The sequence below is a fragment of the Corynebacterium sp. NML 150383 genome (assembly GCF_002285085.1).
Classification (GTDB): domain Bacteria; phylum Actinomycetota; class Actinomycetes; order Mycobacteriales; family Mycobacteriaceae; genus Corynebacterium; species Corynebacterium gottingense.
Map to the genome: position 1 here is coordinate 301,607 of NZ_NSGK01000002.1, position 14,427 is coordinate 316,033.

General features: G+C 66.2%; 11 protein-coding genes. 8 read left to right on the forward strand and 3 right to left on the reverse strand.

Annotated elements, in window-relative coordinates; genetic code table 11:
* Window positions 1-33: 33 nt before the first annotated feature.
* Both CKJ85_RS03475 and CKJ85_RS03480 read left to right on the forward strand, forming a co-directional pair.
* Entirely contained in the window at window positions 34-1,788 is a 1,755-nt protein-coding gene (locus CKJ85_RS03475; RefSeq protein ID WP_233126928.1) for an iron ABC transporter permease, read from the forward strand.
* A 9-nt stretch (window positions 1,789-1,797) separates the two neighbouring features.
* On the forward strand, window positions 1,798-2,451 hold the full coding sequence (locus tag CKJ85_RS03480) for a metallophosphoesterase (protein WP_095546128.1): 654 nt from the start codon (window positions 1,798-1,800) through the stop codon (window positions 2,449-2,451).
* Between the two features lie 7 nt (window positions 2,452-2,458).
* Here the strand turns inward: CKJ85_RS03480 and CKJ85_RS03485 are convergent, their stop codons facing one another.
* Both CKJ85_RS03485 and CKJ85_RS03490 read right to left on the reverse strand, forming a co-directional pair.
* Window positions 2,459-3,604 carry a homoserine O-acetyltransferase gene (locus CKJ85_RS03485; RefSeq protein ID WP_095553410.1) on the reverse strand — a complete coding sequence of 382 codons (1,146 nt, stop codon included), beginning with the start codon at window positions 3,602-3,604 and terminating at the stop codon, window positions 2,459-2,461.
* A gap of 9 nt (window positions 3,605-3,613) precedes the next feature.
* Entirely contained in the window at window positions 3,614-4,936 is a 1,323-nt protein-coding gene (locus tag CKJ85_RS03490; RefSeq protein ID WP_095546126.1) for an O-acetylhomoserine/O-acetylserine sulfhydrylase, read from the reverse strand.
* Between the two features lie 201 nt (window positions 4,937-5,137).
* On the opposite strand from CKJ85_RS03490, the gene ppc reads away from it, so the two are divergent.
* Together ppc and CKJ85_RS03500 are read left to right on the forward strand one after the other, a co-directional pair.
* Window positions 5,138-7,795, forward strand: a complete 2,658-nt coding sequence (ppc, locus tag CKJ85_RS03495; protein ID WP_095553411.1) for a phosphoenolpyruvate carboxylase — start codon at window positions 5,138-5,140, stop codon at window positions 7,793-7,795.
* 51 nt (window positions 7,796-7,846) lie between these two features.
* Window positions 7,847-8,794: a hypothetical protein gene (locus CKJ85_RS03500; RefSeq protein ID WP_095277699.1), complete on the forward strand. Its 948-nt coding sequence runs from the start codon at window positions 7,847-7,849 to the stop codon at window positions 8,792-8,794.
* 250 nt (window positions 8,795-9,044) lie between these two features.
* On the opposite strand, the gene CKJ85_RS03505 is transcribed toward CKJ85_RS03500, so the two are convergent.
* Window positions 9,045-11,222 carry an NADP-dependent isocitrate dehydrogenase gene (locus tag CKJ85_RS03505; protein ID WP_095553412.1) on the reverse strand — a complete coding sequence of 726 codons (2,178 nt, stop codon included), beginning with the start codon at window positions 11,220-11,222 and terminating at the stop codon, window positions 9,045-9,047.
* 91 nt (window positions 11,223-11,313) lie between these two features.
* On the opposite strand from CKJ85_RS03505, the gene CKJ85_RS03510 reads away from it, so the two are divergent.
* The 4 genes from CKJ85_RS03510 to CKJ85_RS03525 all read left to right on the forward strand — a co-directional run bounded on the left by CKJ85_RS03510 (window position 11,314) and on the right by CKJ85_RS03525 (window position 14,417).
* Window positions 11,314-12,249 carry an exodeoxyribonuclease III gene (locus CKJ85_RS03510; protein ID WP_095553413.1) on the forward strand — a complete coding sequence of 312 codons (936 nt, stop codon included), beginning with the start codon at window positions 11,314-11,316 and terminating at the stop codon, window positions 12,247-12,249.
* Complete coding sequence (locus CKJ85_RS03515; protein WP_095537188.1) at window positions 12,246-13,040, forward strand: trimeric intracellular cation channel family protein; 795 nt, start codon at window positions 12,246-12,248, stop codon at window positions 13,038-13,040. Before CKJ85_RS03510 ends, CKJ85_RS03515 begins: the two co-directional genes overlap by 4 nt.
* Before the next feature lie 127 nt (window positions 13,041-13,167).
* The gene (gene bioB / locus CKJ85_RS03520; protein ID WP_095553414.1) at window positions 13,168-14,214 is read left to right on the forward strand and encodes a biotin synthase BioB; all 1,047 of its coding nucleotides are present in this window, start codon (window positions 13,168-13,170) and stop codon (window positions 14,212-14,214) included.
* Entirely contained in the window at window positions 14,214-14,417 is a 204-nt protein-coding gene (locus CKJ85_RS03525) for a hypothetical protein (protein WP_095553415.1), read from the forward strand. Before bioB ends, CKJ85_RS03525 begins: the two co-directional genes overlap by 1 nt.
* Window positions 14,418-14,427 lie beyond the last annotated feature (10 nt).

The window sequence follows — 14,427 nt, forward strand, 5'->3', positions numbered from 1 at the left end:
CTGGCGCCGCCTGCGCGAGGAGCGAGGAAGTACGTGACGACCTTGAACACGGGAACGCCGGGAACGCCGCTGGCCGAGCCGGGAACGCTGTCGGCCGAGCCAGGAAGCAACAACGCGCGGGCGGGGCGGCGCCCGGGGCGTAACACCAGGCGGGGCAACGGCCCCGGCATCTACGTGGTGCTGCTCCTTCTCCTCGTCCTCGTCGCTGCCCCGCTGCTCTCCGTGCTGGTCACCGCGGTGACCGGCTACCGCGATGAGCCGTCCGCGCTAGGCGAGCTGGTCGAGCCCGGCATGCTCAAGGTCCTGGGTAACACGATTGTGCTCTCGCTCATCGTCGTCCTCTTCGCCACGCTCTTCGCCGCCCCACTCGCCCTGTTCCGCGCCTGGACCCCCATGCGCAAGGCGGGCTGGGTGGAGGTGCTCATCATGGTGCCGTTCATGACCCCGCCGTTCGCCGCGGCGATGGCGTGGATGGACTTCACCCGCGTGCGCGGCGTGGCCGACATGCTGCTCGGCGAGACGCTCGGCGGGTTCGCCCACGACGCCATCTACTCCGTCTGGGGCATGGGCTTCATCATGGCGGCGGAGCTCTTCCCGTTCCTCTACCTCATCCTGCGCAACTGCTTCGAGGGCATCCCCGCCTCGCAGCTGGAGATGGCGCAGGTGGCGGGCGCGTCCCGCTGGCAGCAGTTCACCCGCATCATCGCGCCGATGGTGGTCGGCCCGTACTCGTTGGGCGCGCTCATCGTCTTTATCAAGGCGGCCGGCGAGTTCGGCACGCCGGTGACGCTGGGTAACGCAATCGGCTACAAGGTGCTCGTGTCCTCGATCTACGAGGACGTGACCATCGACCCCCTCAGCTTCAGCAGCGCGGCCGCGACCTCGTCCGTGCTGTTCGCCCTCGGCGTCACAGCGTGGGCCATCCAGCAGTGGGCGAGCCGGAAAGACCTCACCGGAGGGGGAAGGGCGTCGCGGCCGGTGCGACTGCGGGCGTCGAAAAGCGCAATGGCCCTCGCTTGGGTGTACAGCATGGTGGTGTTTGCCCTGTCCGTATTCATCCCGTACATCTCCATCGTCCTGGCGGCGATGACGATCCTGCGGTCCAAGGCGCCGACGCCGAACAACCTCACCTTCGACTACTTCGCCATCGTGCTGTCCATGCCGTCTGCGCAGGAGGCGCTCACCCGCTCGATTCTGCTCGGCGCGATCGGCGCGACGACCGCGGTGCTGGTCGCCCTCGCGATCACGCTGCTGACCATGCGGCGCTCCACTATCGTGGCAAAGCTCACCGACTTCCTCGCCGTCGCCCCCGACACCGTGCCCGGCATCGTCCTGGCCATCGGCTTTATCCTCCTGTGGAACTCCCCCAACCTGCCGTGGACACCCTACGGCACCCAGATCATCCTGGTCATGGCGTTTACCGTACTGTTTACGCCGATGGCGGTGCAGAACGTGAAGACGTCCGCGGCATCCATGTCGCCGACGATGTTGGAGGCCGCCGCGATCTGCGGCGCCACCCCGGCGCAAACCTTCACCCGCGTCACCGTGCCGCTGCTGGCGCCAGGCCTGTTCGCCGGCTGGCTGCTCGCCTTTTTCGTGGGCATCCGCGAGCTGGTCATGTCCTCACTGATTCGACCGAGCAACATCAACCTGCTCGCGCCGTGGATCATGAACCAGTACGACCAGGGCCACCGCGCCGAAGCGATGGCGATGACGCTCATCGGCGTCGGCACCTCGACACTCGTGCTCGTGCTCGTGCGCTGGTGGCAGTCCCGCCACGCGCGTTAACCTGGTCCAATGACCGCTCCGATCCTCGTCCTGGCAGACATCCACCTTGGCCGCCCGCAATCCGGCGCGAAGAAAACTGGTCCCGGCATCGAGTGGGCGCTCGAAGCGCTGCAGCGCGGGGCGCAGGCAGGGGCTGCGCACTTTGTGATGCTCGGCGACGTCATCGACCGCTCCCGCTTCACCAGCGCCACCTTCGGCGAGGTCACGCGCTTCTTCGCCCGCGCCCTCGAGCTGTTCGACACCACCGTCTTCATCGCCGGCAACCACGACGTCCACCACGACCTCTCCGCAGTGATCCCGCCAGGTGTCGCTGTGGCGGGCACGCGGCCGCAGACGATCCGCGCGGGCGGGTGGGCGCTGCACACCGCCGCCGTTGAGGTGGACCGCGACCCGCGCCGATTGGTGCCGTCGTTTCCTTCGCGTATCAGCGGCGCGCCCAACCTCGGCCTCCTCCACACCTCCGTCACCGGCGAATACTCCAACAACGCCTGCTTGCCCTGCGACGTTGAGGAGCTCGAGACGCGAGGCTACGACGCTTGGGCGCTCGGCCACGTGCACCAGCGGATCGAGCTGGACGCGGCCGTGCCCGTCGGCTGGGTGGGTATGGGGCGCGGGCTCATCGCCACGCTTGACGACGCCCACGTGACCCTCCGCGACCTCTGAGTTTTTCCTAGATGTCGTAGTCGCCGCGGGCGGCCGCGATGTCGTGCGCGGACGGGGCCTCGCGGGTCAGCGCGATGAAGTTGCGCAGGACGCGGTCCATCTGGCGCGCCTCGACGAGGAACGCGTCGTGGCCGACGGGCGAGGACAGCTTCGACATCGCGAGCAGGTTGCCCAGGTTGCGGGAGAGGTGTTCCTGCTGGTGGTAGGGGTAGAGAATGTCGGTGTCAACGCCCACGATCATTGTGGGCACGGTTGATGAGGCCAGCGCCTTGTTCAGTCCGCCGCGCCCGCGGCCCACGTCGTGGCGGTTGAGGGCCTCGGTGAGGGTGACGTAGGAGGCGGCGTCGAAACGCTCGGTGAGCTTGCGGCCCTGGTGCTCCAGGTACGACTGGACGGCGAAGCGCTCGCCGTCCTCGCGGTAGGTGCCGAGCGGATTTTCGCCAGGCTGGGCGGAGGTGCCGAAGCGCTCGTCGATCTCCAGCTCGCCGCGGTAGGTGAGGTGTGCCAGGCGGCGGGCGGCTGCCAGGCCCGCATCAGGTGCGCGACCCGTGCCGTGGTAGTTCCCGCCCTGCCAGTCCGGGTCCTGCGTGATCGAGGTGATCTGCGCCGTCTGGATCCCAATCTGCCACGCGCTTGCGCGCGCGGAGACGGCAATCACCAGCGCGTAGTCCACCTGCTCCGGGTAAAGCAGCGTCCATTCCAGCGCGCGGGCGCCGCCCATCGAGCCGCCCAGGATCGCGTGCACGCGCGAGATACCCAGGGCTTCGAGGAAGCGGTGCTCGGCCAGCACCATGTCGCGGATGGAGACGGCAGGGAAGCGGGAGCCCCACACTCCGGTGCCGCCCGGGTAGGGGGACGCCGGACCCGTCGACCCGTAACAGGAGCCGAGGGCGTTGGTGCAGATCACGCACCACTCGTCGGTGTCCAGCGCCTTGCCGGGGCCGATCGCTTCGCACCACCAGTCGGAGGCGTCCGGGTCGCCGGTCAGTGCGTGCTCGACAAGCAGGATGTTGTTGGTGCCGTGGGGGTCACCGGCCGGCTCGCCCCATCGTCGGTAAGCAATTTGCGCCTCGTCGATCTGGGCGCCTGCCTCGGTGCGGAGGGTGCTGATGTCGACGGTGGCGAGCTGGCCCTCGGGGGCGAGTGTGAGCATGGGGTCCGCCTAGATCGCCGCGAATCCGCGCTTGAGGTCGTCGATGATGTCGTTGATGTCCTCGATACCTACGGACAGGCGGACCGTGGCCTGGCTGATGCCGGCGCGCTTGAGCCCCTCCGCGTTGGACTGCGAGTGGGTGGTGGAGGCCGGGTGGACCACCAGGGAGCGCACGTCGCCGATGTTGGCCAGGTTGGAGTGGAGCTTGAGGGCGTCGATAAACGCCCAGGCCTTGATGCGATCGTCCGGGTCGCCCGCGACCTCAAACGAGAGCACGGAGCCAGTGTGAGCGAGGCCGAGCTTGTCCTTGACAGCCCTGTACGGGGAATCCGGCAGGCCGGCGTAGTTGACCTTCGCCACCTTGTCGTGGTTGGCCAGGAACTCGGCGACCGCAGCAGCGTTCTCGTTGTGCTTGTTCACGCGCAACTGGAGGGTGTCCAGGCCCTGCAGCGCGACCCACGCGTTGAACGGGGAGATCGCGGCGCCCGTGTCGCGCAGCAGACCAGCGCGGGCCTTGAGTGCGAACGCGGGCGCGCCCAGGTCGGCGTACTTCAGGCCGTGGTAGGCCGGGTCCGGGGTGGTGAAGTAGGGGAAGACGTCCTCGCCGTCGCGCTGGACGGTCCAGTCGAAGGAGCCGCCGTCGATGATCGCGCCGCCGATGGCCGCGCCGTTGCCCGTGTAGAACTTGGTGGTTGAGACCACGACGACGTCCGCGCCCAGCTCGATCGGGCGCACGAGCGCGGCGGTGGCCATGGTGTTGTCCACGATCAGCGGGACCTGGTTGGCGTGCGCAACCTCGGCCACCGCCGGGATGTCCAGGATGTCCGCGATCGGGTTGCCGAAGGTCTCGCCGTAGAAGGCCTTGGTGTTGGGGGTGACGGCGGCTTGCCAGCTGGCCGGGTCATCCGGGTTGTCCACGAAGGTGACATTGATGCCCAGGCGCGGCAGCGTGACCTGGAAAAGCGTCTCGGTGCCGCCGTAGAGGCGCGGGGAGGTAACGATGTGGTCGCCGGCCGAGGCGAGGTTGAGGATCGCGGCGGTCTCCGCGGCCATGCCGGAGGCGAAAGCGACGGCGGCGACGCCGCCCTCCAGGGAAGCGAGGCGATCCTCCAGCGCCTGCTGGGTGGGGTTTGTCAGGCGTGTGTAAATCGGGCCCGCGTCCGAGAGGTTAAAGCGGTTCTCCGCGTGCTGCGCGTCGTCGAAGACGTAGCTGGTGGTCATGTAAATCGGCTGGTTGCGCGCGCCGGTATCGGAGTCGACGGGCTGGCCTGCGTGGATGGAGCGGGTGGCGAAGGCCCACTCGTTGGCGTTGGAGTTGTCGTAGTTGCTCATGGCCCCTGACCGTAACGCGCGGTCGGTCCGTTGTGTACCAAGCTGTCTATTTTGCGTGTTAAACGGCTGAATAAAATTGGGGTGGTTTGCCCAGCTCGTGAGAGTGTGATGTGCGTTGTGGTGAGCGGGGATGTGATCTGGGTTACATTAGGTGGTGTGCTGGACACCGCTTAAGAATTCGAAGCTGTAAGGAGACACCACGTGCCAACCCAACCCGCAGACCACGTCCGTGAAGACATCCGACTGCTCGGGCGGGTGCTTGGCCGGGTGATCGCCGAACAGGAGGGCCAGGAAGTCTTCGACCTGGTTGAATCCACCCGCCGCACCGCCTTCGACATCGCGCACGGCGACGCCACCCCGGATGACCTGCTCGCCGTGCTCCGCGAGCTGGACATCACGAACGTGAACCTGGTCGCCCGCGCGTTTAGCCACTTCGCGCTGCTGACCAACCTCGTCGAGGACCTGGACGACGAGAAGGTCCCCGCCCCGGTGTCGCTGCGCAACACGTTCGCGCACCTGCACGACAGTGGGGTGGGCGCAGATCGGGTCGCCGAACTGGTCGCCGGCGCGCAGGTCTCGCCGGTGCTCACCGCGCACCCCACCGAGACGCGCCGGCGCACCGTCTTCGACACCCAGACACGCATCAAACGCCTGCTCAGCGAGCTTCACGCCGGTGCGGACCCCGAGGCGATCGAGCGCGAGATGGAGCTGCGCATGACCCTGCTGTGGCAGACCGCCCTCATCCGCATCGCGCGCCCGCGCCTCGAAGACGAGATTGACGTCGGCCTGCGCTACTACAAGCTCTCGCTGCTCGAGCAGATCCCGGAGCTCAACCGCGCCATCCAGCAGTTGCTTGCCGACGCCACCGGGACCGTCCCTGCACTCACCCCGGTCCTTCGCCCGGGCTCCTGGATCGGCGGCGACCACGACGGCAACCCGTACGTCAACGCCGAAACGCTGACCTACGCCACCCGCCAGGCCGCCGACACAGCGTTGGCACACTACCTGGACGAACTGGCCGCCCTGGAGCGCGAACTTTCCCTGTCGGACCGCTATTCCACCTGCTCGGCAGAGCTTTCCCAGCTCGCCGACGCCGCCGACAACACCGCCGAGTCCCGCGTGGACGAGCCCTACCGCCGCGCCGTGTACGGGATCCGGCACCGCGTTGCGGCGACGCGCGCGGCGTTGGCGGGGGAGCAGGTGGGCGTCGATAAGCATGCGCCCTACGCTGACCCGGCCGAGCTGCTCGCGGACCTGGACTGCATCGACGCCTCGCTGCGCGAGCACGGCGGCGCGATTATCGCCGATGACCGTCTCGCGCGTCTGCGCTCGGCCGTGACCACCTTCGGCTTCCACCTGTACACGCTGGATCTGCGGCAGAATTCCGAGTCCTTCGAGGCGGTCGTGGCGGAGGTGCTCGCGACAGCCGGTGTCTGCGAAAACTACGCGGAGCTCGTGGAGGAGGACCGAGTGGAGGTGCTCGTCGAGGAGCTGCGCACACCGCGGCCATTGCTGCGCGCCGAGGCGCAGCTTAGCGACGCCACGCGCAAGGAAATGGGTATCCTCACCGCAGCCGCACGCGCCGTCCGCGACCTGGGGCAGGGCGCGGTCACACAGTGCATCATCGCCATGACGGGGGCGGTCTCCGACATCCTCGAACCCATGGTGCTGCTCAAAGAGGTCGGGCTCGACGCGGTCAACGTTGTGCCGCTGTTTGAAACGATCGACGACCTCGCGCACGGCGCCCGTATCCTCGAGGACCTGTGGTCGCTGCCTTTCTACCGCGACTACCTGCGCGAACGTGGCGACGTGCAGGAGGTCATGCTCGGCTACTCCGACTCCAACAAGGACGGCGGCTACCTGCAGGCCAACTGGGCGCTGTACGACGCCGAACTCGCCCTCGTCGAACTCTGCAACCGCCACGGCATCCGCCTCCGGCTCGCGCACGGCCGTGGCGGGGCGGTCGGACGCGGCGGCGGGCCCACCTACGACGCCATCCTCGCCCAACCCAAGGGCGCGGTCGACGGCTCCATTCGCATCACCGAGCAAGGCGAAATCATCTCGGCCAAGTACGGCTCGCCAGAGACCGCGCGCCGCCACCTCGAGGCCTTCGTCGCCGGCGCCCTCGAGGCCTCCCTGCTGGACACCGAGCCGATTGCCAATCCCACGCGTGCCTACGACATCATGCGCGCGCTGTCATCGTATTCCGGCGAGAAGTATTACGAGCTCGTCCGTGACCCCGGCTTCATCGACTACTTCACGCAGTCCACGCCGTTGCACGAGATCGGCGAGCTCAACCTCGGTTCCCGCCCCGCTTCCCGTAAGCAGACCACGGCGATTTCCGATCTTCGCGCCATCCCCTGGGTCCTGTCCTGGGCGCAATCGCGCACCAACGTGCCCGGTTGGTTCGGCGTCGGCACCGCCGTCGAGCGCTGGGCAGGCGAAAGCGAAGAGCGCTGGGAGGACCTGCGCGAGCTCTACCGCGACTGGCCCTTCTTCCGCTCCGTGCTGGCAAACATGGCGCAGGTGATGGCGAAAGCGGAGATGTCGCTGGCTCGCCTCTACGCCGACCTGGTCGAAGACGCTGATGTCGCTGAGCGGATTTTCGGGCTCATCTCCGACGAATTCGAGCGCACTCGCCAGGTGTACTTCCGTATCACCGGGCACACGGACCTGGTTGCCGAGAATCAGCGGCAAGCCCGCTCGCTCAAGCGCCGCTACCCCTACCTGCTGCCGCTCAACGCCGTCCAGCTCGAGCTGCTGCGCCGCTACCGCGCCGGCGACGAGACCTTCCTGGTCTCCAAGACCATCCAGGTCACCATGAACGGTCTCGCCACAGCGCTGCGCAACGCGGGGTAGGTTTCCGCGAAGTGAGGGAACCTGGACCTGGTTTTCTTCGTCAAACTAGGTATGGGGATTGACAGAGAAAACCAGGTCGAACTGCGGCGGTGGGAAGCACGGAAGGGGGAGCTGCGGCGGGGGATCGTCGATAAGCGCGCGCTGTCGCGGGAGGCACTCGTGTATCTCGCTGAGCACTATTTGGCGCTGAGCTCAGTGATCTACTACCCGCGTAGCGCGTGGGAGGAGTTGCGATACCATGAGCGGCAATGGCTGCGCGTCGAAGCCGCTGGCAGGACAAGTAACAGCGCGATCCTAGTTGGACGTTCGGCTGCGCGGATGCACGGTATGTGGGTCATTAGCACGTCAGCGGAACACATTGAGCTCGCCTTGCCATCCGGGGGTGTCTCTACCAACAGAGATCGTAGTCAGGGCCTGGTGTTTCGTCGATCGAAACTGCTCCCGATGGACATTGGCGACGTTGACGGGCACCGACTGACAACCGGTTTCCGCACTTTCGCTGACATCGCCCGCTACCACGGATTCGTCGAGGGACTCGTGGCGGCCGACTACCTACTCCGGAGAGGGTTCGATCTGGAGATGCTGCATACACATGCTGCCTTGCTCGGAAGAGCCAAGGGAATCGGTACGGTAAGAAAATGTTTGGACCACGCGGTAGCCAACTCCGATTCACCGTACGAATCCCTCGCGCGTGGGCTGCTCATCCAAGCAGGAATTGGTCCGGTGACAACGCAGTATGAGGTGGCTGGGCGGTATGCCGATCTGTGCATCGATGGCTGGCTGCTCATCGAGATCGATGGTGAGGTGAAATACCAAGGCCCAGACGCAGAACAGGTGAGGCAGAAGGAATTTCGCCGGCAAAAGCGGATAGCGAACCAGGGGTATGTGTTCCTGCGGTACTCGCCGGGCTTCCTGCGCAGAAATCCGGAGACGTTTGTGCAAGAAGTGCGCGACACTCTGGTGGGGCAGCAGAAAGCGGTGCGGCGGAGGCTACGTTGATGCGGCTGACACGAAAGCTAAAACGTAGCGGGAGAAGCGTAGCCCCTAAAACGTAGCCTTTCGAGTAAACGGAAAAACTTTGGCCAACTCAAACATGATTTACTCGAAAGGCTACGTTCTAGAGGCTACGCATTAGGGGCTACGCTTCTGAGGCTACGTAGTGCGACATCGACAGGCCAGGTCAAGAGCCGCAAACCAAAACCCCGGCCACCGCGAAAACGCAGCAACCGGGGCCGGAACGACCGAGCGCTTATTTCTTCAGCGCGTCGATGACCTTGTTGAAGGTCGCGGACGGACGCATGACCGCGGTGGTCTTTGCCTCGTCCGGCCAGTAGTAGCCACCCAGGTCAGCGGCGGAACCCTGTGCGGCGAGCAGCTCGGAGTCGATCTGCTCGGCGTTGGCGCGCAGCTCCTCGGCAATCGGCTCGAACGCGGAGGCCAGCTCGGCGTCGTCGGTCTGGGCGGCGAGCGCCTCGGCCCAGAACAGTGACAGCCAGAAGTGGGAACCGCGGTCGTCGATCTCATTGACCTTGCGGGAGGGGGACTTGCCTTCGTCGAGAAGCTGCTCGGTGGCCTTGTCCAGCGCGGCGGCCAGGACGCCGGCGCGCTCGTTGCCGTTGGTGTTCTTCTCGTGGCGGAAGGACTCAGCCAGTGCGAGGTACTCGCCGAGGGAGTCCCAGCGCAGGTGGTTTTCTTCCTGGACCTGCTGGACGTGCTTCGGGGCGGAGCCGCCGGCACCGGTCTCGAACAGGCCGCCGCCTGCCATCAGCGGGACCACGGAGAGCATCTTCGCGGAGGTGCCCAGCTCGAGGATGGGGAAGAGGTCCGTGTTGTAGTCACGCAGCACGTTGCCGGTGACGGAGATGGTGTCCTCGCCGCGACGGATGCGCTCGATGGAGGTCTTGGTGGCCTCGACCGGGGACTGGATGGAGATGTCCAGGCCCTCGGTGTCGTGGTCGGCCAGGTACTTGTTCACCAGCTCAATCAGGTTGCGGTCGTGTGCGCGCTCCTCGTCGAGCCAGAAGATGGTCTTCATGCCGGAGAGGCGTGCGCGGTTGACGGCCAGCTTGACCCAGTCCTGGATCGGGGCGTCCTTGGTCTGGGTGGCGCGCCAGATGTCGCCCGCCTGGACGTCGTGCTCGATGAGCACGTCGCCTGCGGAGTTGACCACCTGGACGGTGCCGTCTGCCGGGATCTTGAAGGTCTTGTCGTGGGAGCCATACTCCTCGGCCTTCTGCGCCATGAGGCCGACGTTCGGGACGGTACCCATGGTGGTCGGGTCGTAGGCGCCGTTGGCGCGGCAGTCGTCGATCACGGCCTGGTACACACCGGCGTAGGAGGAGTCCGGGATCACGGCCAGGGTGTCCTGCTCCTGGTCGTCGGCGTTCCACATGTGGCCGGAGGTGCGGATCATGGCCGGCATGGAGGCGTCGATGATCACGTCCGACGGCACGTGCAGGTTGGTGATGCCCTTGTGGGAGTTCACCATGGCCAGCGACGGGCCGTCGACAAGCTGCTGCTCGAACGCCTTGCGGATCTCCTCGCCGTTCTCCAGCTCGGACAGGCCGTCGAGGATGGCGCCGAGGCCGTTCTCGCCGTTGAGGCCGGCCTCGAGCAGCTCTTCGCCGTACTTGTCAAAGACGGGCTTGAAGTATGCGCGCACGACGTGGCCGAAGATGATCGGGTCGGAGACCTTCATCATGGTGGCCTTGAGGTGAGCGGAGAAGAGCACGCCCTCTTCCTCGGCCTTCTTCACAGCGTCGAGCAGGAATGCGTCGAGCGCAGCGGCGGACATGTAGGTCGCGTCGATGACCTCGCCGGCCTGGACCTTCAGGCCCTCCTTGAGCACGGTGCTGTCGGCCATCTTGATGGTCAGGGTGTCCTCGGACGGGATAATGACGGACTTCTCGTTGTGGCGGAAGTCGCCGGCATCCATGGTGGCGACGTTCGTCTTGGAGTCCTTCGACCATTCGCCCATGGAGTGCGGGTGCTTCTTGGTGTAGTTCTTCACAGCCTCCGGCGCGCGGCGATCGGAGTTGCCCTCGCGCAGCACCGGGTTCACAGCGGAGCCCTTGACGGCGTCGTACTTCTCCTGCGCCTCCTCGTACTCCGGCAGGTCGAAGCCCGCGGCCTGCAGCTCGGCGATGGCCTTCTTCAGCTGCACCAGAGATGCGGAGATGTTCGGCAGCTTAATAATGTTCGCCTCGGGCGTCTTGGCCAGCTGGCCGAGCTGCGCCAATGCGTCGTCAAGCTTCTGCTCATCGGTGAGGCGCTCCGGGAACTGCGAGATAATGCGGCCGGCGAGCGAGATGTCGGCGGTATCCACATCGATCCCTGCCTGGGAAGCGAACGCCTCCACGATCGGCTTGAGCGAGTAGGTCGCCAGCAGCGGCGCCTCGTCGGTGCGGGTCCAGATGATCTTAGCCATTGTGCTCCTCATAATTCTGGTGTGCAGTATTCAGACTCACAGCGTACAGGTTTTGCATACCGTTTGTCCTGTAATAGGTAGTCTCGGGGGCATGAGTCTCACTATCGCTTCTGTGAATGTCAACGGGATTCGGGCCGCGACGAAGGTCCGCAACGAGGACAACCTGGGCATGCTTGAGTGGCTGCAGCGCACCAGCGCCGACGTGGTACTGATGCAGGAAGTCCGCGCGACGGAGGAGCAGGCGCACGCGGCGCTTGCCCCCGCCCTCGATGAGGGTTGGCAGCTGGTAGTTGCGCCCGCTGAGGCGAAGGGGAGGGCCGGGGTTGGCATTTTGTCGAAGCATTCGCTTATCGACGTCCACACGGGCATCCCCGGATTCGAAACCGCCGGCAGGTTCCTGGCGGGGACCCTGCCGTGCGGGACGCGCGTCGCCTCCCTCTATCTGCCGTCGGGCGCAGCGGAGACTGCGAAGCAGGATGAGAAGTACGAGTTCCTCGACCAGTTCGAGCCGCTGCTTGCCGAGTGGGCCACGCAGTACCCGCAGATGGTGATCGGCGGCGACTGGAACATCTGCCACCGCCGCGAGGACCTGAAAAATTGGAAGACGAACCGCAAAAAGTCCGGCTTCCTGCCGCCGGAGCGCGCGTTTATGGACTCGGTGTTCGGCGCATTCCCCGACGATGAGGCGCAGGATGTAGAGGACAAGGCGAACGCGGGCTGGGCCGGCGCGGTGGAATACGGTGCCGGGGATGCTGGGGATCCAGCGCCGCGCACGGCTGCGGCGGAGCCGGCGTGGTTCGACGTGGCCCGTCGCCTGTCGCCGGAGGCTGCGCCTTACACGTGGTGGACCTACCGCGGACAGGCGTTTAACAACGACGCGGGGTGGCGCATCGACTACCAGGCGGCGACCGCCGACATGCTCGCGCGGGCGCGGCGCAGCTGGGTGGAGAAGGCGGGCGCGGTGGAGCTGCGCTGGTCGGACCACTCTCCGCTTCTGGTCGAGTACGCCGACGGGGGTGGAGCATGATCGCTTCCTATGTTGCCAACTTCAGTACCGCGAACCTGGTCTCCATCCTTTACGTCATCGGCATCGTGGCCGAGGCGATGACGGCGGCGGTGGCGGCGGGCCGGATGCGCATGGACCTGTTCGGCGTGATCACGCTCGGCGCGCTGACCGCGCTGGGCGGCGGCACGGTGCGCGACGTGCTGCTCGGCACGTACCCGCTGACGTGGGTGGAGCAGCCGCTGTACCTGGTCACCGTGATCGTCGCGGCTGCGGTGACGGTGCGGGTGAGCTGGTTGCTCGTGCGGCTGCGGCGCAGCTTCCTCGTCGCCGATGCGATCGGCCTGGCGGCGTTCGCCGTGCTGGGTATCCAAACTGCTGTGGAGAACGGGCACGGCTTCATCATCGCGTGCGTTGCGGCGGTGACCACGGGCGTGTCGGGCGGTGTGCTTCGCGACGTCCTCTCCGACCGCGTCCCGCTCGTCTTCCACAAGGAGATGTACGCCTCGGCTGCCGTCATCGGTGTTGTGGTGTGGTGGGTCCTGTCCTGGCTGGGCGTCCACGAGTGGGCGGTCATCCTCGTGACGCTCGTCGCGGTGCTCGGGGTGCGCCTGTTCTCGCTCAAGCGGGGCTGGAGCCTGCCGGTCTACGAGTACGACGAGGAGGCCGCCGCGGCGTACGACCCGCGATACGCCCTGACCACCTTCATGTATCACCGCGCTCGCCACATTCCGGGCGCGCGCACTGCGTACCGGGGCTTGAAGAAGATGAAGCTGCCGCCCAGGAGCGAGCGGAAGCGCTCCGACGGCGAGTGATCCTGACATCGCGCACCCCCGCCCCCAGATTCGGGGACGCGGGGGATTTTTGGGGCAACAACTGAACACTGTTCAGCGGATGCGGTAGCCTTTTGTCAGTCATTACATTGAGAACGGAGTTTAACCAATGTCACACGCACCTATTCTTGATATTGCACGCGAAAAGGCCCTGGAGAAGGGCGAGGGCCTGAACCAGGAGGAGATCCTGCAGGTCCTCCAGGTTCCGGACGAGGACCTCCAGGAGCTGCTGGAGATCGCGCACGAGACCCGCATCAAGCACTGCGGCGTTGACGTGTCGCTGGAAGGCATCATCTCCCTGAAAACCGGTGGCTGCCCCGAGGACTGCCACTTCTGCTCCCAGTCCGGCCTGTTCGAGTCCCCGGTCCGCGCCGTGACCCTGGACATCAACGAGCTCGTCGAGGCTGCCAAGCAGTCCGAGAAGATGGGTGCGGGCGAGTTCTGCATCGTCGCCGCAGTGAAGGGCCCGACCCAGCAGCTGCTCGACCAGGTTGCCGCCGCGGTCAAGGCCATCCAGGACGAGGTGGACATCTCCATCTCCGCATCCCTGGGCATCCTCACCCAGGACCAGGCGCGCCAGCTCAAGGAGATGGGCGTGTCGCGCTACAACCACAACTTTGAGACCGCGAAGTCTTACTTCCCCAACGTGGTGACCACCCACACCTGGGAGGAGCGCAAAAACACGCTCGAGTACGTGCTGGCCGAGGGCATGGAAACCTGCTGCGGCGGCATCATCGGCCTGGGCGAGTCCCTGGAGCAGCGCGCCGAGTTTGCCACCCAGCTCGCGGAGATTCAGCCGCACGAGGTCCCGATGAACTTCCTCGACCCGCGCCCGGGCACCCCGTTTGAGGACCGCCCGCTGGTTCCGCAGGGCGAGGCGCTGCGCGCCGTCGCGGCGTTCCGCCTGGCCATGCCGACCGCCCAGCTGCGTTTCGCTGGCGGCACCGAGCTCGCGCTCGGCGACGACGGCACCGAAGCCGGCCTCCTCGGCGGCGCCAACGCCATCATCGGCGGCAACTACCTGACCACCCTGGGCCGCCCGATCGAGCAGGACCGCGAGGCCGTCGACCGCGTGCTTGACCTGGGCATCACCCCGGTCGGCCAGAAGATGAAGTCCGGCCACGGCGCGGTCTACGACACCATCAAGGCCCTCTAATGCGCGTTCCCGACAGCACTGAGCTCGCCGACGCTGTCCTGTCCGGCGAGATTCAGCTGCCCGTGAACCCGAACCGCCCCTATGACGCGCCGCGCATCTGCCCGGTGTGCGAGCGCCGCATGGTGGTCAAGATCAGCCCGTTCGGCTGGGAGGCGTGCTGTTCCCGCCACGGCATCCTGCGCTCGGAGTGGCTAGAGCGGTAGCGGAGGTGCG

Coding starts and splice junctions, on each gene's coding strand:
- CKJ85_RS03480 (WP_095546128.1), top strand. CDS start 1,798: ATGACCGCTCCGATCCTCGTCCTGGCAGACATCCACCTTGGCCGCCCG.
- CKJ85_RS03500 (WP_095277699.1), top strand. CDS start 7,847: ATGGGGATTGACAGAGAAAACCAGGTCGAACTGCGGCGGTGGGAAGCA.
- CKJ85_RS03515 (WP_095537188.1), top strand. CDS start 12,246: ATGATCGCTTCCTATGTTGCCAACTTCAGTACCGCGAACCTGGTCTCC.
- CKJ85_RS03490 (WP_095546126.1), bottom strand. CDS start 4,936: ATGAGCAACTACGACAACTCCAACGCCAACGAGTGGGCCTTCGCCACC.
- CKJ85_RS03505 (WP_095553412.1), bottom strand. CDS start 11,222: ATGGCTAAGATCATCTGGACCCGCACCGACGAGGCGCCGCTGCTGGCG.
- CKJ85_RS03485 (WP_095553410.1), bottom strand. CDS start 3,604: ATGCTCACACTCGCCCCCGAGGGCCAGCTCGCCACCGTCGACATCAGC.
- CKJ85_RS03510 (WP_095553413.1), top strand. CDS start 11,314: ATGAGTCTCACTATCGCTTCTGTGAATGTCAACGGGATTCGGGCCGCG.
- CKJ85_RS03525 (WP_095553415.1), top strand. CDS start 14,214: ATGCGCGTTCCCGACAGCACTGAGCTCGCCGACGCTGTCCTGTCCGGC.
- bioB (WP_095553414.1), top strand. CDS start 13,168: ATGTCACACGCACCTATTCTTGATATTGCACGCGAAAAGGCCCTGGAG.